This is a genomic window from Pseudomonas sp. JBR1, from assembly GCF_028198185.1.
Classification (GTDB): domain Bacteria; phylum Pseudomonadota; class Gammaproteobacteria; order Pseudomonadales; family Pseudomonadaceae; genus Chryseomonas; species Chryseomonas oryzihabitans_E.
This window is the reverse complement of sequence record NZ_CP116340.1, coordinates 213,831-233,119: the sequence shown is the minus strand read 5'-3', so window position 1 is coordinate 233,119 and position 19,289 is coordinate 213,831. Positions and strand designations below refer to the sequence as shown.

At 64.7% G+C, this 19,289-nt stretch carries 15 protein-coding genes and 2 tRNA genes; 12 read left to right on the top strand and 5 right to left on the bottom strand.

From position 1 onward, the window contains the following. Positions 1-29 precede the first annotated feature (29 nt). Positions 30-3,059, top strand: coding sequence for a D-2-hydroxyglutarate dehydrogenase YdiJ (ydiJ, locus tag PJ259_RS01130; RefSeq protein WP_271655816.1), 3,030 nt, complete (start codon positions 30-32; stop codon positions 3,057-3,059). A 269-nt stretch (positions 3,060-3,328) separates the two neighbouring features. Here the strand turns inward: ydiJ and PJ259_RS01125 are convergent. Further along, positions 3,329-3,405, bottom strand: a tRNA-Asp gene (locus PJ259_RS01125). 13 nt (positions 3,406-3,418) lie between these two features. Next, positions 3,419-3,494 (bottom strand) — tRNA-Val (locus PJ259_RS01120). Between the two features lie 211 nt (positions 3,495-3,705). Here PJ259_RS01120 and rdgC point away from each other — a divergent pair. Then, positions 3,706-4,626 (top strand): recombination-associated protein RdgC, encoded by a 921-nt coding sequence (gene rdgC, locus PJ259_RS01115; protein WP_059314316.1) that lies wholly within the window; start codon positions 3,706-3,708, stop codon positions 4,624-4,626. 60 nt (positions 4,627-4,686) lie between these two features. Beyond that, positions 4,687-5,628 carry a bile acid:sodium symporter family protein gene (locus tag PJ259_RS01110; protein WP_271654408.1) on the top strand — a complete coding sequence of 314 codons (942 nt, stop codon included), beginning with the start codon at positions 4,687-4,689 and terminating at the stop codon, positions 5,626-5,628. On the opposite strand, the gene PJ259_RS01105 is transcribed toward PJ259_RS01110, so the two are convergent. Continuing rightward, positions 5,578-8,034 (bottom strand): putative bifunctional diguanylate cyclase/phosphodiesterase, encoded by a 2,457-nt coding sequence (locus PJ259_RS01105; RefSeq protein WP_059314314.1) that lies wholly within the window; start codon positions 8,032-8,034, stop codon positions 5,578-5,580. The two genes, PJ259_RS01110 and PJ259_RS01105, sit on opposite strands and share 51 nt — an antisense overlap. Positions 8,035-8,209: 175 nt before the next feature. After that, positions 8,210-8,776 (bottom strand): GNAT family N-acetyltransferase, encoded by a 567-nt coding sequence (locus PJ259_RS01100; RefSeq protein ID WP_271654407.1) that lies wholly within the window; start codon positions 8,774-8,776, stop codon positions 8,210-8,212. A gap of 146 nt (positions 8,777-8,922) precedes the next feature. Here PJ259_RS01100 and PJ259_RS01095 point away from each other — a divergent pair, with 146 nt between their 5' ends. From PJ259_RS01095 to PJ259_RS01080, 4 genes are all read left to right on the top strand, one after another. Then, a complete protein-coding gene (locus PJ259_RS01095; RefSeq protein WP_271654406.1) occupies positions 8,923-12,393 on the top strand; it encodes a hybrid sensor histidine kinase/response regulator in 3,471 nt (1,156 codons plus the stop codon). A 566-nt stretch (positions 12,394-12,959) separates the two neighbouring features. Beyond that, positions 12,960-13,838 carry a dTDP-4-dehydrorhamnose reductase gene (gene rfbD / locus PJ259_RS01090; RefSeq protein ID WP_059314311.1) on the top strand — a complete coding sequence of 293 codons (879 nt, stop codon included), beginning with the start codon at positions 12,960-12,962 and terminating at the stop codon, positions 13,836-13,838. Between the two features lie 97 nt (positions 13,839-13,935). Continuing rightward, complete coding sequence (locus PJ259_RS01085; RefSeq protein WP_059314310.1) at positions 13,936-14,217, top strand: DUF3509 domain-containing protein; 282 nt, start codon at positions 13,936-13,938, stop codon at positions 14,215-14,217. Between the two features lie 15 nt (positions 14,218-14,232). Beyond that, positions 14,233-14,667 carry a hypothetical protein gene (locus tag PJ259_RS01080; RefSeq protein WP_271654405.1) on the top strand — a complete coding sequence of 145 codons (435 nt, stop codon included), beginning with the start codon at positions 14,233-14,235 and terminating at the stop codon, positions 14,665-14,667. Between the two features lie 134 nt (positions 14,668-14,801). On the opposite strand, the gene PJ259_RS01075 is transcribed toward PJ259_RS01080, so the two are convergent. Then, positions 14,802-15,089, bottom strand: coding sequence for a DUF3509 domain-containing protein (locus PJ259_RS01075; RefSeq protein ID WP_007159080.1), 288 nt, complete (start codon positions 15,087-15,089; stop codon positions 14,802-14,804). A 347-nt stretch (positions 15,090-15,436) separates the two neighbouring features. On the opposite strand from PJ259_RS01075, the gene PJ259_RS01070 reads away from it, so the two are divergent. From PJ259_RS01070 to PJ259_RS01050, 5 genes are all read left to right on the top strand, one after another. Then, complete coding sequence (locus PJ259_RS01070) at positions 15,437-15,832, top strand: DUF883 family protein (protein ID WP_271654404.1); 396 nt, start codon at positions 15,437-15,439, stop codon at positions 15,830-15,832. 15 nt (positions 15,833-15,847) lie between these two features. Beyond that, entirely contained in the window at positions 15,848-16,240 is a 393-nt protein-coding gene (locus tag PJ259_RS01065) for a phage holin family protein (protein WP_059314307.1), read from the top strand. Continuing rightward, a complete protein-coding gene (locus PJ259_RS01060; protein ID WP_271654403.1) occupies positions 16,237-16,578 on the top strand; it encodes a hypothetical protein in 342 nt (113 codons plus the stop codon). The genes PJ259_RS01065 and PJ259_RS01060 overlap by 4 nt, the downstream gene beginning before the upstream one ends. Before the next feature lie 105 nt (positions 16,579-16,683). Next, on the top strand, positions 16,684-17,862 hold the full coding sequence (locus PJ259_RS01055) for an EAL domain-containing protein (protein ID WP_271654402.1): 1,179 nt from the start codon (positions 16,684-16,686) through the stop codon (positions 17,860-17,862). Between the two features lie 93 nt (positions 17,863-17,955). Then, positions 17,956-19,287: a deoxyguanosinetriphosphate triphosphohydrolase gene (locus tag PJ259_RS01050; protein ID WP_059316845.1), complete on the top strand. Its 1,332-nt coding sequence runs from the start codon at positions 17,956-17,958 to the stop codon at positions 19,285-19,287. The last annotated feature ends 2 nt before the right edge of the window (positions 19,288-19,289 follow it).

Sequence of the window (19,289 nt, the reverse complement as noted above, 5' to 3'; positions counted from 1 at the left end):
TCCGCCGCCAGAGAGCCCGCCTGATGAACATGATCGCCCGCCTGCCGGCCCCGGCACCCCTCGCCGCCGCCTACACCGACTTCCTCAGCGCCCTCGCCGCCAGCGGTTTCCAGGGTGAGATCGCACCGGACCATGCCAGCCGTACGGTCATGGCCACCGACAACTCCATCTACCAGCGCCTGCCCCAGGCGGCGGTGTTTCCCAAGGACAGCGCCGACGTCCAGCGCCTGGCCCAACTGATGGGCGAGTCGCGCTTCCAGGGCGTGGTCCTCACCCCGCGCGGCGGCGGCACCGGCACCAATGGCCAGTCGCTCACCGACGGCATCGTGGTCGACCTCTCCCGCCACCTGAACCGGATCCTGGAGATCAACGCCGCAGAGGGCTGGGTGCGGGTCCAGGCCGGGGTGGTCAAGGACCAGCTCAACGCCGCATTAAGGCCCCACGGGCTGTTCTTCGCCCCGGAACTGTCGACGTCCAACCGCGCCACCCTCGGCGGCATGATCAACACCGACGCCAGCGGCCAGGGCAGCGTGACCTACGGCAAGACCCGCAACCACGTACTGGAACTGGACGCCTACCTGATCGGTGGGGAACGCCTGCAGAGTCGCCCGGTGGACAGCGACGAGCTGGACGCCCTCTGCGCCCGCCAGGACCGCACCGGCGCGGTTTACCGCTGCGCGCGGGACATCGCCGAGAATCAGGCCGAACTGATCGAGGCGCGCTTTCCCAAACTCAACCGCTGCCTGACCGGCTATGACCTGGCGCACCTGGTCGAGCCGGATGGCCGGTTCAACCTCAACAGCGTGCTCTGCGGCGCCGAAGGCTCCCTGGCCTTTATCGCCGAAGCCAAGCTCAATGTCCTGCCGATACCCAAGTACTCGGTGCTGGTCAACGTCCGCTATGGCAGCTTCATGGACGCCCTGCGCGACGCCCGCGCCCTGATCGAATTGAAACCGCTGTCCATCGAGACGGTGGATTCCAAGGTACTGCTGCTGGCCATGCAGGACATCGTCTGGCACAGCGTAGCGGAATACTTTCCCGAGGACGTGGAGCGTCCCACCCTGGGCATCAACCTGGTGGAATTCAGCGGCGATGATCCCGAGGCAGTGGACGCCCGTGTCCAGGGCTTTCTGGAGCACCTGCGCCAGGACCCCACCGTCGAGCGCCTGGGCCACACCCTGGCCATCGGGCGCAATGCCGTGACCCGCGTCTACACCATGCGCAAACGCGCGGTGGGCCTGCTGGGCAACGTCCAGGGCGAGATCCGCCCGCAACCTTTCGTCGAGGACACCGCGGTTCCACCGGAGCGCCTGGCCGACTTCATCGCCGAGTTCCGCGCCCTGCTCGACGGCCATAACCTGCAATACGGCATGTTCGGCCACGTCGACGCCGGGGTGCTGCACGTGCGCCCGGCGCTGGACCTCAAGGATCCGCGCCAGGCGGCGCTGGTGCGGCCGATCTCCGACCAGGTGGCCGCACTGACGCAGAAATACGGCGGCCTGCTCTGGGGCGAACATGGCAAGGGCGTGCGCTCGGAATATGCGCCGGCCTTCTTTGGCGATCTCTATCCCGCCCTGCAGGCGCTCAAGGGCGCCTTCGACCCGCACAACCAGCTCAATCCGGGCAAGATCGCCACCCCGCTCGCCAGCGGCGCCGAACTGCTCAAGGTCGATGGCGTGACCCTCAGGGGCGAACTGGACCGCACCCTCGACGAGCGCGTCTGGCAGAGCTACGGCACCGCCATGCACTGCAATGGCAACGGTGCCTGCTACAACTACGATCCCGACGACGCCATGTGCCCCTCATGGAAGGCCACCCGCCAGCGCATTCACTCACCCAAGGGCCGTGCCTCCCTGATCCGCGAATGGCTGCGCCTGCAGGGCCAAGCCGGCATCGATGTCCTGGCCCCGGCGCCGCGTGGCGCCCTGAACTGGCTCAAGGCCCTGCCCCAGCGCTGGCGCAATGGCCGTGAGGCCGAGGCGGACTTCTCCCACGAGGTCTATGACGCCATGGCCGGCTGCCTGGCGTGCAAGTCCTGCGCGGGCCAGTGCCCGATCAAGGTCAATGTGCCGGAATTCCGCTCGCGCTTTCTCGAGCTCTATCACCGTCGCTACCTGCGCCCCCTGCGCGACTACCTGATAGGTTCGCTGGAATTCAGCCTGCCGGCGTTCGCCCGTGCACCCGGCCTCTACAACGCCGTCATGGGCGCCACGCCCATCCAGCGGCTGTTCGCGGAGCGCATCGGCATGGTCGACAGCCCCCTGCTCAGCCGCTTCGACCTGGCGCCGGTCATGCAGCAATGGCAGGTACAGATCGCTACCCCGGAGCGGCTGCTGGCCCTGAGCGACGAAGAACGCGCCAAGACCCTCGTCCTGGTGCAGGACGCCTTCACCCGCTATTTCGAGACCCCACTCACCGCCGCCTTTCTCGAATTGGCTGCCCGTCTGGGCCAGCGGGTGTTCCTCGCGCCCTATCGCGCCAATGGCAAACCCTTGCAGGTACAAGGCTTCCTCGGTGCCTTCGAGCGCACGGCGCGGCGCAACGCGGCCCAGCTCGCCACGTTGGCCGGCTTCGGCGTCAGGCTGGTAGGCCTGGATCCGGCCATGACCCTGGTCTATCGCCAGGAATACCCCAAGGTCCCCGGCATCGCCCGGATGCCCGAGGTGCTGCTGCCCCAGGAGTGGCTGCTGCAGGTGTTGCCGAAAGAGAAGCAGGTGGTCGGTGACAAGGTCTATCGCCTGCTCGGCCATTGCACCGAAAAGACCAACGCCCCGGCCAGCGTCAGCCAATGGCAGCAGGTGTTCGAGCGCCTGGGTCTCGGACTCAAGCCGGAAAGCACCGGATGCTGCGGCATGTCCGGCACCTACGGCCACGAGGCGCGCAATCTGGCGACCTCCAAGGTGATCTACGACCAGTCCTGGGCCCGCGCCCTGGCGGTACCGGCCGAACAGGGCGAAGCCCTGGCCACCGGCTACTCCTGCCGCAGCCAGGTCAAACGCATCGACGACCGCCGCCTGCGCCATCCGTTGGAGGCGGTACTTGATGCGATAAGGGGCTGAGTTCGCACCTTGCCCCACCTATCGCGGCCATGGGCCGTTCCTACAAGCGCGTGACACCCTGTAGGAGCGGCCCATGGCCGCGATTAACGCGCAGCGTTTTCCACGCGCGGGTGATCAGGCCAAGGTGCAAACCCATCGACCCAAGCAATTCATATAAGGAAGGAAGAAACGCGAGAAAGCACGATAGGAAAATCGCGCCCAAACGAAAAAGCGGCCACTAGGGCCGCTTTTCGATGGTTGCTGGCGTTCAGGACCAGGCAACCTTTAAATGGCGCAGCGGACGGGACTCGAACCCGCGACCCCCGGCGTGACAGGCCGGTATTCTAACCGACTGAACTACCGCTGCGCATTACCTCGAGTGGTGGGTGATGACGGGATCGAACCGCCGACCCTCTGCTTGTAAGGCAGATGCTCTCCCAGCTGAGCTAATCACCCGTTTGCTCTCGAAGTGGGGCGCATTCTACGGAGGGGTTCCCCACCTGGCAACCCCTTTTTGAAAAAAATTTTCCCAGCACTTCCAAAGGCTTAGCGATGCGCTCCGGAGCTGTCAGAGAAAGCCGGCATTCCCGACGACCACCGCGATCCGGGGTTGGCCTCCAGGGCGAGCGACGCGGATAATGCGCGCTTCGTTTTTGGGAGTGACACCATGTGGTTCCGTAATCTGCTCGTCTACCGTCTCACCCAGGAAGTCGCCTTCGAGACCGAAGCCCTCGACGCCGCCCTCGCCGCCAAACCGGCGCGCCCCTGTGCCAGCCAGGAGTTGTCCACCTATGGCTTCGTCGCCCCCTTCGGCAAGGGCCCGGACCTGCCGCTGGTACACGAAAGCCAGGGCTTCTTCCTGATCGCCGCGCGCAAGGAAGAACGCATCCTGCCCAGCAGCGTGGTCAAGGAAGCCGTGCAGGAAAAGGTCGACGAGATCGAAAACCAGCAGATGCGCAAGGTCTACAAGAAGGAGAAGGAGCAGATCAAGGACGAGATCGTCCAGGCCTTCCTGCCGCGCGCCTTCATTCGTCGCCAGACCACCTATGCCGCCATCGACCCCAAGCAGGGCTGGATCCTGGTGGACGCCTCCAGCGCCAAGCGCGCCGAGGACCTGCTCTCCACCCTGCGCGATGCTCTGGGCTCGCTGCCGGTACGACCGCTGGGCGTCAAGCAGGCGCCGATGGCCACCTTCACCGACTGGGTCAAGGCCGGTGACGCCACCCACGGCCTCTATATCCTCGACGAGTGCGAACTGCGCGACGCCGGCGAAGATGGCGGCGTGGTGCGCTGCAAGGGGCAGGACCTCACCAGCGAAGAGATCCAGAACCACCTGGGCGCTGGCAAGCTGGTCACCAAGCTGGCACTAGCCTGGCAGGACAAGCTCGCCCTGCTGCTGGACGACAAGGTCACCATCAAGCGCCTGAAGTTCGAGGACCTGCTGCAGGACCAGGCCGAACAGGACGGTGGCGAAGACGCCCTCGGCCAGCAGGACGCCAGCTTCGTGCTGATGATGATGACCCTGGCGGAATTCCTGCCACAGCTGATCGAAGCCCTGGGTGGCGAAGAGCTGCCCCAGGGACTGTAAGCTTCAATCAAGGCCGGCGCAGACCGGCCTTTTTTCTGCCCTTACAAAAAGGAGTTTGCCATGCGCGCCCTGGCCGCCTTCAGCCGCTTCGTCGGCAATACCTTCGCCTTCTGGGTGCTGCTCGCCGCCCTGCTGGCGTTTTTCGCTCCCGCCGTGTTCAAGCCCCTGAGCGTCGCCATCGTGCCGCTGCTGGGGGTGATCATGTTCGGCATGGGCCTGACCCTCAAGGTCGAGGACTTCGCCGCCGTCGGTCGCCACCCCTGGCGAGTGCTGCTGGGCGTGGTGGCGCACTTCGTCATCATGCCGGGCGTGGCCTGGGCGCTGTGCCAGCTGTTTCACCTGCCGCCAGAGATCGCCGTGGGCGTCATCCTGGTCGGCTGCTGCCCCAGCGGCACGGCGTCCAACGTCATGACCTGGCTGGCCAAGGGCGACCTGGCGCTGTCGGTAGCCATCGCTGCCGTGACCACCCTGCTGGCTCCCCTGCTGACCCCGGCGCTGATCTGGCTGCTGGCCTCCACCTGGCTGCCGATCTCCTTTGGCGGCCTGTTCTGGTCGATCCTGCAAGTGGTGCTGCTGCCCATCGCCCTGGGCCTCGTCGCCCAGCGCCTGCTCGGCCGACGGGTCGGCGCGCTGGTCGAGGTGCTGCCGCTGGCCTCGGTGGTCAGCATCGTGGTGATCGTCGCCGCGGTGGTGGCCGCCAGCCAGGCGCGCATCGCCGAGTCCGGCCTGCTGATCATGGCGGTGGTGATCCTGCACAACGGCTTCGGCTTCCTGCTCGGCTATCTCACCGGCAAGTTCTGCAAGCTGCCGTTGGCCCAGCGCAAGTCCCTGGCGCTGGAAGTCGGCATGCAGAATTCCGGTCTTGGCGCCGCCCTGGCCACCGCGCATTTCTCGCCACTGGCAGCGGTGCCCAGCGCCCTGTTCAGCGTCTGGCACAACATCTCAGGCGCGCTACTGGCCACCCTCTTCCGCCGCTTCAAGGACGACGACGGCCGCGCCTGAGGGCTCGCACCACACCTGCCGAAGCAGCGCCTGACAGGTGTCTTCGGTAAAGGGCTGCGGCCGGGCGATGCCGTAGCCCTGGGCGTAGTCGACGCCCAGGGCGCCTAGCGCCGCGATCACCGCATCGTTCTCGGCGAATTCGGCGATGGTCTTCTTGCCGGTGAGATGCCCCAGCTGGTTGATCGCCTCGACCATGGCGCTGTCCACCGCATCCTCCAGCAGATGGCGGACAAAACTGCCATCGATCTTCAGGTAGTCCACCGGCAGGTGCTTGAGATAGGTGAAGGACGACATTCCGGCGCCGAAGTCGTCCAGGGAAAACCTCACCCCCAACCCACGCAATTCGTCCATGAACTGCCGCGCCGCATCCAGATTGGCCACGGCGCTGGTTTCGGTGATCTCGAAGCAGATCCGTGCCGGGGCGATCTGCCAGCGCTGGAGCTGCTGCTTGACGAACGAGGCCAGGCCCGCTTCGCCCAGGGAATGACCCGACAGGTTGATGGCCAGGGTATCGAGCAGCCCGTTGGGCAATTCGGCGAAGCGGGCCAGCGCCGCGGCGATCACCCAGCGATCCAGGTCCGGCATCAGCCCATAGCGTTCCGCCGCCGGGATGAAGACGCCTGGTGCGATCAGCCGATCGCCCTCCTCCAGCCGCATCAGCACCTCCACATGGCGATCCGCTACGGTCTCGCTGCGCAAACCCAGGATCGGTTGGACGAACAAGCGGAATCTGTCCTCGGCCAGCGCCCGGTGCAGGCGCTGCACCCAGGCCATTTCGCCATGACGCTGGTCCAGCTCCACATCACCGGGCGCAAAGACCTGGATGCGATTGCGGCCCTTGTCCTTCGCGGCGTAGCAGGCCAGATCGGCGAGCCGCAGGGCCTCCTCCGGCGCCAGGGCATGACCACCCAGGTGCACCACGCCAATGCTCAAGCCGACGCGAAAGCCCTGCCCGGCGGCCTCGAACTGGAGAGCACCGACGCAGCAACGCAGTCGTTCGGCCACGGCCTCGGCCTCGGCCGGCGTACGGTTTTCCAGCAGAACGCCGAATTCATCGCCGCCCAGGCGCGCCAGGCAGTCGTCTTCACCCAGCTGACCACCCAGCAGCTCACAGAGCTGGCGCAGCAGCCGATCGCCGTGGAAGTGCCCGGAGGTGTCGTTGACGATCTTGAACTGATCGAGATCGATGAACAGCAGCGACGCGCAGACCAGCTCTGGATTGGCCAGCAGGCGCTCCAGCCGGGTCTCGAACTCGCGCCTATTGAGCAGCCCGGTCAGGGCATCGTGACTCGCCTGCCAGGCCAGATCGTGCAGGAAGGCCCGCTCCCGGGTCTGGTCGTGCATCACCAGCACCACCCCGGTGCCGGCCTCGCCACGCGGCAGCGCGCTCACCGTCAGCGCCACCGGGATACGGGTCCCTTCGGTGAGTACCAGTTGATGGGCCAGGGGTTCGTCGCCAGCCCGCCAATCCTGGCTCAGCAGCCGCTCGGCCAGCGGGCGCGTCGACCCCGGCTGGTCCTCGATCTGGATATCGAACAGGTGATTGACCGGTGTGCCGGCGGCCAGTTCGGGCTTGGCGAGCAGACGCGCCGCCGCCGGATTGTGATAGAGCAGCCGCCCCTGGGCATTGAGCGCCAGCACCGCATCGCCGATGGAAGCCAGGATGACCTGCATGTGCTCCTTCTCGGCCTGCAGCGCCTGCTCGGAACGCCAGCGCTGCTGCACCAGGCTGTGCATGCGCCAGATGGCCAGCAGGACCAGCAGCGCACCCACCAGCACGTTGGCGATGAACAGCCCGCGCACCATCTGCCGTGACGCCAGGCCGAGGCGCTCCGAGAAGGCCACGGTCTCCGGCATCATGCGGTCGTGCAAATCCAGCAGGTGGCGCTTCAACGGGATCAGCGCCGGCCCCGGCCCCTGTAGCCTGATCAATTCGAAACTGGTCCGCGCCAGGGCCTGGAACTCGTCCATGTAGGGATCGGTGACCTGCCAGCGGGCGATCACTCCCTCGAACGGCTCGACGTGCCGGGCCAGGCGAAAAAGGGTAATAAGCCCATCGATGTCATCCGGGCTGTTGCCGGCCAGGCGCAGCAGGCGTGCGGCTTCGGCAGGACTTCCGCCGTTATCCAGTTCCGTGCGCGCCGCACGATCCAGGTCATTGACGCTGATGGAGGCCAGATAGTCCTGATAGGCCTCGAGGCGTCCTTCATCCAGGTAAGCACCCAGCGACAGCATGGCGTTGCCCAGGCTCTTGCTCCACAGGCTTTCCGCGGACACATAGGCGCGCACCGTCGACAGCAGTTGCAGGCTGAAGATGGCTACCAGCGCCTGGCAGGACAGGATGATGACGAAGGGCCAGACGACCCTGAGCGTGCGCAGCGCAGAGGAAGGTGACAATGAAGACATACAGCGATCCGCGAAAGGAGACAGGCGAACTCGTACCATTGAGCAGGCATGTCGGCCGTATTGCGGAAAACTGTTGGACAAGAAAGGACGGCCGCCGGAATAGCGGCGCCAAACAAGCGGCGCAGACCCGTTGCGCAGCGATGGTCAGCGACGAACGGTCGGCCAGACGTTGCCGCTAGTTGAAGGACGCCTCCAGTCGCGCCTTCACCTCGGGCCACTCGCGGTCGGTGATGCTGTAGATGATGGTGTCGTCCAGCCGACCGTCCGCCAAGCGCCGATGATTGCGCAAGAGACCCTCGCGCACCGCACCCAGCTTTTCGATGGCCGCCTGGGACCGGAGATTGGTCGCCGCCGTCTTGAGCTGTACCCGTACCAACTGCCAGTGCTCGAAGGCATGGCGCAGCATCAGGTACTTGATGTTGCCATTCAGGCCGCTGCCGTGTTGCTCGGCATCGAGCCAGGTCCAGCCGATCTCGGCGGCGGGCAAGGCGGGCAGGAAATCGGCGAAGCGGGTCGTACCCACCAGCCGGTCGGCGATCCGTACGGCAAAGGGCAAGGCTCGCCCCTCGCGCTGCTCGGCCAGTGCCAGACGGTACCAGTCCGGCCGCAGCGGTCCGCTCAGATAATGCAGCGCCTCGCGATTACGCTCGGCCAGGCCGACCAGTTCGAGCACGTCGCCTTCCGCCAGCGGATCCAGGCGCAGCGCACCACGTTGCAGGGAAATGGGCTGCGCTTGGAACATGACACTCTCTCTCGCTTGAATCAGCCCGCCAACCTAACAGGGCAAACCGTCTGGCTCAACCCAATGTCGCCAGACCTGACGTCTGGCACCCCAAGGTGCGACACTTTGTCCGGGCGCGATGGGCGCCCGGATTGCCTGGAGTCGCCATGTCCCTGCCCAGCGGGCTGATCATCACCGTAACCCTCGGCTACCTCGCCATGCTGTTCGCCATCGCCTTCTATGGCGATCGCCGCCCACCGCTCAAGCCACGCCTGCGGGCCTGGGTCTACAGCCTGTCGCTGGCCGTCTATTGCACCAGCTGGACCTTTTTCGGCGCGGTCGGTCAGGCTGCCGACCAGCTCTGGTCGTTCCTGCCCATCTACCTGGGCCCCATCCTCTTCCTGCTGCTGGCCCCGCAACTGGTCAAGAAGATGGTGCTGATCAGCAAGAAGGAAAACATCACCTCCATCGCCGACTTCATCGCCTCCCGCTATGGCAAGTCCCAGACCCTGGCCATCGTCGTCGCACTCATCTGCCTGGTCGGCGTCCTCCCCTACCTGGCGCTGCAGCTCAAGGGCATCGTCATCGGCGTCAATCTGCTGACCGGTATCAATGCCGAATCCCTGAGCACCCGCGCCCAGGACACCGCGCTGTTCGTTTCCCTGGTCCTGGCGGTGTTCGCCATTCTCTTCGGCACCCGCAACCTGGATGTCACCGAGCACCATCGCGGCATGATGCTGGCGATCGCCTTCGAATCCCTGGTCAAGCTCGCCGCCTTTATCGCCGTGGGCCTCTGGGTCACCTACGACCTGCACGACGGCTTCGCCGACCTGCTCGCCCGCTCCCAGCAGGCGCCGCAGCTGCAGGAATACTGGCGCGAGACGCTGGACTGGCCGGGCCTGCTGATCCAGACCGGCGTGGCCTTCATCGCCGTGATGTGCCTGCCGCGCCAGTTCCATGTGACGGTGGTGGAAAACATCGATACCCGGGACGTCAACCTGGCGCGCTGGGTGTTTCCGCTCTACCTGGCGCTGGCCGCCCTGTTCGTCATTCCCATCGCCCTGGCCGGCCAGCTGCACCTGCCCGGCGGCGTGCTGCCCGACTCCTTCGTCATCAGCCTGCCGCTGGCCCAGGAGCGTCCCTGGCTGGCCTTGCTGGCCTTTCTGGGCGGGGCCTCGGCGGCCACCGGCATGGTGATCGTCGCCTGCGTCGCCCTCTCCACCATGATCTCCAACGACATCGTCCTGCCCTGGCTGCTCAAGCGCCGTGGGCAGGTCGAGAGTCCGCACGCGGTGTTCAGCCACTGGATGCTCACGGTGCGCCGCGCCAGCATCGTGGTCATCCTGGTGCTGGCCTATTGCAGCTATCGCCTGCTGGGCTCCAATGCCAGTCTCGCCACTATCGGCCAGATCGCCTTTGCCGCCATTGCCCAGCTCGGGCCGGCCATGGTCGGGGCGCTGTTCTGGAAGGCCGCCAATCGCCGGGGCGTCTTTGCCGGGCTCACCGCCGGCGCGCTGCTCTGGGGCTATCTGATGGTGCTGCCGGTAGTAGCCACCAGCCTGCAATGGCCGCTGGAGGCCTTTCCCGGCCTGGCCTGGTTCGAGCAGCCCGCGGGGGAGCGGACGCTACAACCGACCACGGTCGGCGCCCTGGTCTCCCTGGCCGGCAACTTCCTGCTGTTCGCCCTGGTGTCGCTGCTCTCGCGTACCCGGGTCTCGGAATACTGGCAGGCCGGGCGCTTCATCGCCCAGTACGCCCTACCCCGGCCGCGCAATCGCGCCCTGCTGGCGGTGAAGCTGGAGGACCTGCGGCTGCTCGCCGCCCGCTTCGTGGGTGATGAGCGCGCACGCCTGAGTTTCAGCCGCTTCGCCGAGCAGAGCGGCCTCACCTACCACCCTGGCATGAACGCCAACAGCGAGTGGATCGCCCAGACCGAGCGGCTGCTGGCCGGGGTTATCGGTGCCTCCTCCGCGCGCGCCGTGGTCAAGGCCGCCATCGAAGGCCGCGACATGCAGGTCGACGACGTGGTGCGCATCGCCGACGAGGCCTCGGAGGTGCTCGAATTCAACCGGGCGCTGCTGCAGGGCGCCATCGAGAACATCTCCCAGGGCATCAGCGTGGTCGACCAGTCGCTGCGCCTGGTCGCCTGGAACCAGCGTTACCTGGAGCTGTTCGACTATCCGGACGGCATGATTCAGGTCGGCCGCCCCATTGCCGAGATCATCCGCTACAACGCCCTGCGTGGCCTCTGCGGACCTGGCGACGCCGACGACCACGTGGCGCGCCGGGTGGAACGGATGCGCCAGGGCATTCCCCACACCTCGGAGCGCACCTTTCCCAACGGCCGGGTGATCGAACTGATCGGCAGCCCCATGCCCGGCCGTGGCTTCGTGATGAGCTTTACCGACATCACCGCCTTCCGCGAGGCCGAGCGCGCCCTGCGCGAAGCCAACGAAGGCCTGGAACAGCGCGTGGAAGAACGCACCCGCGAACTCTCCCAGCTCAACCAGGCACTGGAGGAAGCCAGGGCCCACGCGGAGGCGGCCAACCAGTCCAAGAGCCGTTTCCTCACCGCGGTCAGCCATGACCTCATGCAGCCGCTGAGCGCTGCCCGACTGTTCACCGCTGCCCTCGCCCACCAGGACGGCCTCGCCCAGGAGGCCCAGGAGCTGGTGCGCAACATGGACAGTGCCCTGAGATCCAGCGAAGACCTCATCGCCGACCTGCTGGACATCTCGCGCCTGGAGAACGGGCGCATCCTGGCCGCGCCGGCGCCCTTCCCCCTGGCCACCCTGTTCGAGGCCCTGGGTGTCGAATTCAAGGCCCTGGCCCAGGACCAGGGCACCAGTCTGCGCATCCGCACCAGCCAGCTGGTGGTCAACAGCGACAGCAAGCTGCTGCGCCGGGTACTGCAGAACTTCCTCACCAACGCCCTGAGATACGCCCATGGCCGCGTGCTACTGGGAGTACGCCGCCAGGGGCAGAACGTGAGCCTGGAGGTCTGGGACAGCGGCCCCGGCATCCCGCCGGACAAGCTCGAGCTGATCTTCGAGGAATTCAAGCGTCTGGACAGCCACCAGACCCGCGCCGAGAAAGGCCTGGGCCTGGGCCTGGCGATCGCCGATCGGCTCTGCCGGGTGCTCGGCCACGAACTCTCGGTGCGCTCCTGGCCGGGCCATGGCAGTGTCTTCAGCGTCAAGGTGCCCCTGGCGCCCGCCCTCGCCATCCAGGCGGCCACTGCCAGCGAGGCCGCCCAGCCCTTGGCGGGCGATCCGGTGCTGTGCATCGACAACGAAGACAGCATCCTGCTGGGCCTGCGCAGCCTGCTGGGCCGCTGGGGATGCCAGGTCTGGACCGCGCGCAGCCGTGAAGAATGTGCCGCCCTGCTGGATCAGGGGGTGGTGCCACGCCTGCTGATCGTCGACTACCACCTCAGTGATGCCGACACGGGTCCGGACGTCGCAGAATGGATTCGCCAGGTGCTGCGCCAGGACATTCCCGGCATCGTCATCAGTGCCGATGGCCGTCCGGAATGCCTGGCCAAGGTGCGCGAAGCGCGCCTGGATTTCCTGCCCAAACCAGTGAAGCCGGCCTCACTGCGCGCCCTGCTGAGTCGTCAGTTGGCCCTGTCCGGCTAAGCCGGACGACAGAACGGCAGACACCTGTCCAATCAGCCTGTCGTTCAGCACCGATTAAGGTTTTCAGGCCTGCTCTTCTCGGAACAATCCACAGGTTCTGTTGATAACTTTGTTGAAAACATGGTGGAAAAGAACCCTGAGCCTTGCTCTGCGGGCCCCGCAAACAACTTGCTCATTTTTTAACCAGTTTGATAAGTTCAACGTAATCAACAACTTAATTCAAAAGGGCTATTCTAGACAGGGATCTGTGTGGGTCAGAGAGGACTTGACAGGCGCTAGCACAAGTTGTGCACAACTCGCCTGGAAAAAGACCAACGGATACCTTTCCCCCGTCGCACAATTGTCAAGTATTCGTGAAACAAATTTTTTCATCCTTTCGCCTGGGCTGGTTTCCGGCCAGGCAGGCCTGGCAGAGCCAATGCCAAAGGCCCTGCGAAGGCGAAAGGCTAGCCTTGTCCTACGCCGGTCATCGGGTAGACTGCGCCTTTTGCTCAGGGCTGTCGTGGCGACGCCCACCCTGTCAAACAGGCACGGACGCGCCAGCCCTTCTGGAATAGCTCAGTCACATGAACGTCTTCATCGCGGGTCAACACGGACAACTTTCTCAGGCACTGCAAACCCTGTTGGCACCCAAGGCCCAGGTGACCGTCGTCGGCCGGGCCCAAGTGGATTTCACCCAGCTGGATGCCCTCTACCAACGCGTTCTCGCTGCCCGTCCCGACGTCATCATCAATGCTGCAGCCTATACCGCCGTGGATGCCGCCGAGAGCGATGCCCAGACCGCCACCCTGATCAACGAACGGGTTCCCCAGGTCTTTGCCCGCGCCGCCCAGCAACTGGGCGTGCCCATGGTCCACTACTCCACCGATTACGTTTTCGATGGCAGCAAGCAGGACCGGTATCGCGAGGAGGATCCCACCTGCCCGCTCAACGTCTATGGGCGCACCAAGCTGGCCGGTGAAAACGCCGTACGTGAACAGGCCGAACGTCATCTGATCCTGCGTACCAGCTGGGTCTATTCCTGGCAGGGCAACAACTTCCTGCGCACCATGGTGCGCCTGCTCAGCGAACGCGACGAACTGAATATCGTCGCCGATCAGATCGGCGCCCCCACCTGGACGCGCACCATCGCCGACGCTACCGAGCGCCTGCTGGCGTGCAGTGACCAGCAGGACCTCTGGGGCACCTATCACCTGACCGCGACCGGTACCACGTCCTGGTACGGTTTCGCCGAACAGATCGCGCAGCGGCTGCGCGAGACCGGCGAACTGAAGGCGCGCCTCAACCCCATCCCCAGCAGCTCCTACCCCACCCCAGCGCATCGACCCGCCAATTCCTGCCTGTCCACCGACAAGCTGGCGGCGGTGCTGGGGCAGACGCTGCCCGACTGGCAGCGGGCTTTCGCCCAGTGCTGGAGCGAACGCGACACTCAGGTGAGCAGCTGAAACGGGCCGTCGGTCATACTTTTGAGGTTTCCCGCAGAACTAGCCCAGCCCCCTGAAGTCAATGGCACTGACCCCGCTCACGCCAGTCAGGTACGTCATGGACAACCCCTTCCAGCTCATCGCCGCGGCTTTCGAGCACGACTTTCGGGTCAACTTTCGCATCGAACGCCTCGACGGCAGCGTCAGCTTGACGCTGTCCGACGACAATGGCGTCAAGGTAAAGCGGTTGATCAGCAAGCAGCAGCTGCACGATCAGACCCGACTCGCACGCCTGATCGATAGTATTCGTCTGGGTATTGCCATTGATGAGGGCCATGGCGTCAGCGCTTTGCTGGCGGGCGGCAGCGGCACGGTAAACCACCTCAGCGTGGCGAATTAAGGCAGGAACAGGACCATGCAAACCACGGAAGGCATGACCAGCAGTCTCGTGCAGACCTCAAGCCCTGCGACGCTCCTCGATAACGTGGGCGCAGTTACGCCGCTCCCGTCAGTCGGCGTCTCGCTGTATCAGCTGACCTGCGCACGACTCGACGAGCAATTGGCACCGCTCAAGGTATGGCCGACGCTGCCGGATCGCACCGGGCGCTTTTCCTTCACGCTGTTGGATAGGTGTGGGCGCATCCTCTATCGCTCGCCGGCCTTGCGCCAGGCGTTGTATCGGGAAGAGGAACTGCTCAATGGTGTGATCGCCAGTGCTCGGCTGGCTGCCGTACAAGCCGGACAGGGCTTCCCGTCCTGGGGCGTGATGGACGTCGCGTGCCCCATGTACGCGCTACCTGCGATGCAACTTCCCTGCGGAGATTGTCGTCTGTTGAAGTGCAAGAGCTAGACAATCGACCTTGGACATACCGCTAAAGACGGCCAAGTACTTGTTTGCCATCTGTAATCTTCAGTATTCGAGACCAACGAATGCAGGGCATCCGTACTGCAAGTCTCGAGCTGAAGTCTTCTGCTGCCTATCCCTTATTCGGAATATCTCAGCATATTGGCTCCGGTGGCGCGTAGCACGGCCATGGATTGCGGTGCCAAGGCTCCGGCCCGCAACGACACGTCCTTGCGAACTTCGTCGATCACCGTTTTCAGCAGCTGGCTCTCACCGAGCTGCCGGGCGCTGACCACCCGGTTCACCCGTGCGTCATCACACTGCTGGTCCTGCACCGTCAGCACGATACTGCCGTCAGGGCGAGGCGCCGTGACCGAGCATTTATAAGTACTGAAAGCGGCAGTCAGTCTATCAATGGCGTTTTCCATTCTTCCCCCTCTTATTTGTCTATAAGTGCATGGACGATCAAATACGACGCAACTGACAGTGATAGAAACAGCAAAGTTCTAGCCCAATACTTGAATAAGACGCCCAATGGCGCTAGCACGCCGTTTTGTGAGCCAGCTCTTCTAATCGATTAATAGTGCGGAACTTTTCGAGGCCCGAAATCGGTATGGTATGACCATTCGTCCGCTTTGGACCCTTCTATATGCTTTGACCCTTCTATATAGAGAAAGCACTGGAAGGGCGTGCGGCCCCACCCGTGGAACCTTTGGTCGGAGCCCTCACTCGAAAGGCCTGAAACGGATACCCATTGCCTATTCAGGAGCGCCCCATGAACGACAAAATCTCCCCCGTGCTCAAAGACGAGCTTGCCGCTGATATCGATGAGCAGGCACACCAGCAGAACACTGACCGGGTCCGTCGTCATCTGGGCGAGGCCGAGCAGGCGCTGACCGACGAATTCCACACCCTGCTGGCCGACGCCGAGCAGCTGCTCAAGCACACTGCAAGCATGGCTGGCGAGCAGGCAGATGAACTGCGCGCCAAGTTGAGCTCCAGCCTGGAGCGTTCCCGCGACGTGCTCAAGACCAAGCAGGACGACCTCTACCGCCACGGGGTCGTCGCCAAGGAGACCACCGAGGAATACGTGGTCGACAATCCCTTCAAGGCCCTGGGCATTGCCGCTGGTGTCGGTTTCCTGATCGGCCTGCTGGCATCGCGCCGCTAAGCCTGGGGGATTGCCATGGACACCTCCTCTCCTCCACGGGAGCTGCCTGACGAGGCGCCCAAGCCTTCGGTCAAGCGCCTCGCCGGCGCGGTAGTAGGACTGCTGCAGAGCCACCTGGAATTGCTGGGTATCGAGGTACAGGAAGAGAAGGTTCGTACCTTCCAGCTGTTCCTCTTTACCGGCCTGAGCCTGATCTTTGGCCTGCTGGTGCTGGTAGGCATCTCGGCGGCGGTCATCATCGCCTTCTGGGATACCTATCGCATGACCGCGACCCTGGCGCTGTGCGGCTTCTATGCCGTGGCGCTGGCGATCTGCATCCTGCGAGCCCTTCGCCTGGTCAAGGGCGCCGCGCCTTTCCATGCCACCCTGGAAGAACTGAACCGCAACCGGGAGCGCCTACTGCCATGAACCAGCCGCTTTCCTCTGCCACCAGCCAGGCCAAGCGCAAGGAACTGGTCCGGCTGCGCATGGAGATGTATCGCCAGCAGCTCATCTACAACGCCCAACCCTTGCACAACCCCATCAGCCTTATCGGTGATCTGGTACGACCCAATCGCGACAAGGTCGCCAGCTCGGCGAAGAAGCCGCTGATGCTGGGCGCGACGGTGTTCCTGTCGTTGTTCGGCAAGCGCCTTGGCGCCGTGGGCCGCCTGGCCCGTATCGGCCTGGCGCTGTATCCCATCGTCAATCGATTGCAGAACCGGCATCGCGAACAGGCGGATCATCCGCTACCGCCACCCCACTGATCATGAACGGCTCCCCAGGGAGCCGTTTTTTCATCTGGCACCCTTATCGCATGGCAACAGGTCAGCTCGATAACCACCTGCCTCCCTGACGACAAGGAACCGCTCGTGCCCAGTGCTCAGCCCTCTGCCTTCTTCCAACCCTTCATCGATACCGCTACCGGACGTATCGCCGGGGTCGAGGCGCTTGGCCGACTGCGCCAGGCCGACGGCAGTCACACCTCCGTCGGGCCCCTGTTTGCCGACCCGCATACCCCGACTGCAGACTTGCTGCACCTTGATCGCACGCTTCGAGAGGATGCCCTGCAGCGCTTCGCCAGCGCACCGGAAGACTGGTTTCTCAGCCTCAACCTGTCACCACGCTGGATCAGCCAGGTGGAGAGTGGAGCCGACCTGCCCAGCCTGGTGCAGCTGGAACGCTCTGGGGTAGCGCCCAGCCGGGTCGTCTACGAGATCACCGAGGCTGCCGGCGATCTGCCGCGCCTGACCGAGGCCGTGGCCCGCTATCGGGAACGCGGCATCCGCATCGCCATCGATGATTTCGGTTCCGGCTATTCGCAACTGGATCGGGTGCTGGACCTGCAACCCGACATTCTCAAGCTGGATATGCGGCTGTTCCAGGCCGCTGCCCGGGGCGGTACCCGCGGCGATGCGGTCAAGGCCCTCGCGCAGATGGCGGAAAAGACCGGGTGCTGGCTCATCGCCGAAGGTGTCGAAACCGAGACCGAACTGGATTTCGCGCTGGAGTGCGGCTCACGTTATGTGCAGGGTTTCCTGTTCGCCCAGGCCACCCATGAGCTGAGCGCCAGTGACCGCTACCAGGAGCGCTTCGCCGCCCTGCGCAGTCGCTTCGTCGACGGCAAGCTGGCTCAGCAGACCCAGCTGCTCGCCTTGCGCCAGCGGCTCGCCGACTTCGTCACCCGGCTGAAACCCTGGGCGGAACACGGCGGCCCCCTGAGCGCCCTGCCCGATCCCCACGCCTTTCCCGGCCTGCTGCGCATCTACCAATGCGACCGCGCCGGCACCCAGATCACCCCCAACCTGGAATGGAACGGCATGTTCTGGCGCGAGAACCGGCGTTACCTCAACCACAACTGGTCCTGGCGTCCCTACTTCTATGCACTGCTGGCCGAGGGCTGGAACGAGCGCCGGTTGGCGCTCTCGACGGTGTATCGCGATGCCACGACCAACCAGTACTGCCTGACCGCCAGCCAGTTCCTGGAAAGCGGTCAGCGCCTGCTGCTGATCGACCTGGACGCCAGCCAACTGCCGGGTTTTGCCAACTGAGGGGTGATGATCGTATGTTGCCGAGGTCAGAACGCAGAAGCGCCGAACGGTAACCGCCGGCGTCCCCTAAACGGTGATAGCTCGAGGATGGCCTTGGACTGGCAGACACTTCTTATCCGCGAACGGCTGGGCAAACCCCTGCACAGCCCGGATGAACTGGGGCGCAGCCCCTTTCATAAGGACCACGATCGCATCATCTTTTCCGGCGCCTTCCGCCGGCTGGGCCGCAAGACCCAGGTCCACCCCGTGACCAGCAACGATCATATCCATACGCGCCTGACGCATAGCCTGGAGGTCAGCTGCGTCGGCCGTTCCCTGGGCATGCGCGTGGGCGAGAGTCTCAGAGGCGACCTGCCCGAGTGGTGTGACCCGAGCGATCTCGGCATGGTGGTGCAATCCGCCTGCCTGGCCCATGACATCGGCAACCCGCCATTCGGCCATTCCGGCGAAGACGCCATTCGCTACTGGTTCACCCAGGCGGCCGGACGCGGCTGGCTGGATGACATGAGCGAAGCGGAGCGCCAGGATTTTCTGCACTTCGAAGGCAATGCCCAGGGCTTCCGGGTGCTGACCCAACTCGAATACCACCAGTTCGACGGCGGCACCCGCCTGACCTACGCGACCCTCGGTACCTATCTCAAGTACCCCTGGACGTCACGCTATGCCGCGGCGCCTGGCTACAAGAAGCACAAGTTCGGCTGCTACCAGAGCGAATTGCCGTTGCTGGAACAGATCGCCGAAAAACTCGAACTGCCCCTGCTGGGTCCCGAGCGTTGGGCACGGCATCCCCTGGTCTACCTCATGGAGGCCGCCGACGACATCTGCTACGGCCTGATCGACCTGGAAGACGGCCTGGAGATGGAGCTGCTGGACTATGCCGAGGTCGAGGCGCTGCTGCTGGGCCTGGTCGGCGATGATCTGCCCGAGACCTATCGCCAGCTGGGTCCGCGCGACTCCCGCCGGCGCAAGCTGGCGATCCTGCGCGGCAAGGCCATCGAACACCTGACCAACGCCACCGCCCGCGCCTTCGTCGAACAGCAGGACGCCCTGCTCGCCGGCACCCTGGGTGATGACCTGGTCGAGCACATGGCCGGTCCGGCCAAGCTCTGCGTGCAGCGCGCCAAGGCCCTGGCCCGGGAAAAGATCTTTCACGACAAGCGCAAGACCCTCCACGAGATCGGTGCCTACACCACCCTGGAGATCCTGCTCAACGCCTTCTGCGGCGCTGCCCTGGAACAGCATCGGGGCCGCGAGCCGTCCTTCAAGAGTCGGCGCATCCTCGACCTGCTGGGCAACAGCGCCCCGGATCCCTCCTGGACCCTGCACCAGGCCTTCATGCGGGTGATCGACTTCATCGCCGGCATGACCGACAGCTACGCCACCGCCATGGCGGCCGAGATGACCGGGCGTTCGAACCCGGTTTAAAG

Bases quoted from the DNA above. Each gene is read 5' to 3' on its own strand.
- rfbD (WP_059314311.1), top strand. From the start codon at position 12,960: ATGAACGTCTTCATCGCGGGTCAACACGGACAACTTTCTCAGGCACTG.
- PJ259_RS01075 (WP_007159080.1), bottom strand. From the start codon at position 15,089: ATGGAAAACGCCATTGATAGACTGACTGCCGCTTTCAGTACTTATAAA.
- PJ259_RS01110 (WP_271654408.1), top strand. From the start codon at position 4,687: ATGCGCGCCCTGGCCGCCTTCAGCCGCTTCGTCGGCAATACCTTCGCC.
- PJ259_RS01080 (WP_271654405.1), top strand. From the start codon at position 14,233: ATGCAAACCACGGAAGGCATGACCAGCAGTCTCGTGCAGACCTCAAGC.
- PJ259_RS01095 (WP_271654406.1), top strand. From the start codon at position 8,923: ATGTCCCTGCCCAGCGGGCTGATCATCACCGTAACCCTCGGCTACCTC.
- PJ259_RS01060 (WP_271654403.1), top strand. From the start codon at position 16,237: ATGAACCAGCCGCTTTCCTCTGCCACCAGCCAGGCCAAGCGCAAGGAA.
- PJ259_RS01065 (WP_059314307.1), top strand. From the start codon at position 15,848: ATGGACACCTCCTCTCCTCCACGGGAGCTGCCTGACGAGGCGCCCAAG.
- PJ259_RS01070 (WP_271654404.1), top strand. From the start codon at position 15,437: ATGAACGACAAAATCTCCCCCGTGCTCAAAGACGAGCTTGCCGCTGAT.
- rdgC (WP_059314316.1), top strand. From the start codon at position 3,706: ATGTGGTTCCGTAATCTGCTCGTCTACCGTCTCACCCAGGAAGTCGCC.
- PJ259_RS01105 (WP_059314314.1), bottom strand. From the start codon at position 8,034: ATGTCTTCATTGTCACCTTCCTCTGCGCTGCGCACGCTCAGGGTCGTC.
- PJ259_RS01085 (WP_059314310.1), top strand. From the start codon at position 13,936: ATGGACAACCCCTTCCAGCTCATCGCCGCGGCTTTCGAGCACGACTTT.
- PJ259_RS01100 (WP_271654407.1), bottom strand. From the start codon at position 8,776: ATGTTCCAAGCGCAGCCCATTTCCCTGCAACGTGGTGCGCTGCGCCTG.
- ydiJ (WP_271655816.1), top strand. From the start codon at position 30: ATGATCGCCCGCCTGCCGGCCCCGGCACCCCTCGCCGCCGCCTACACC.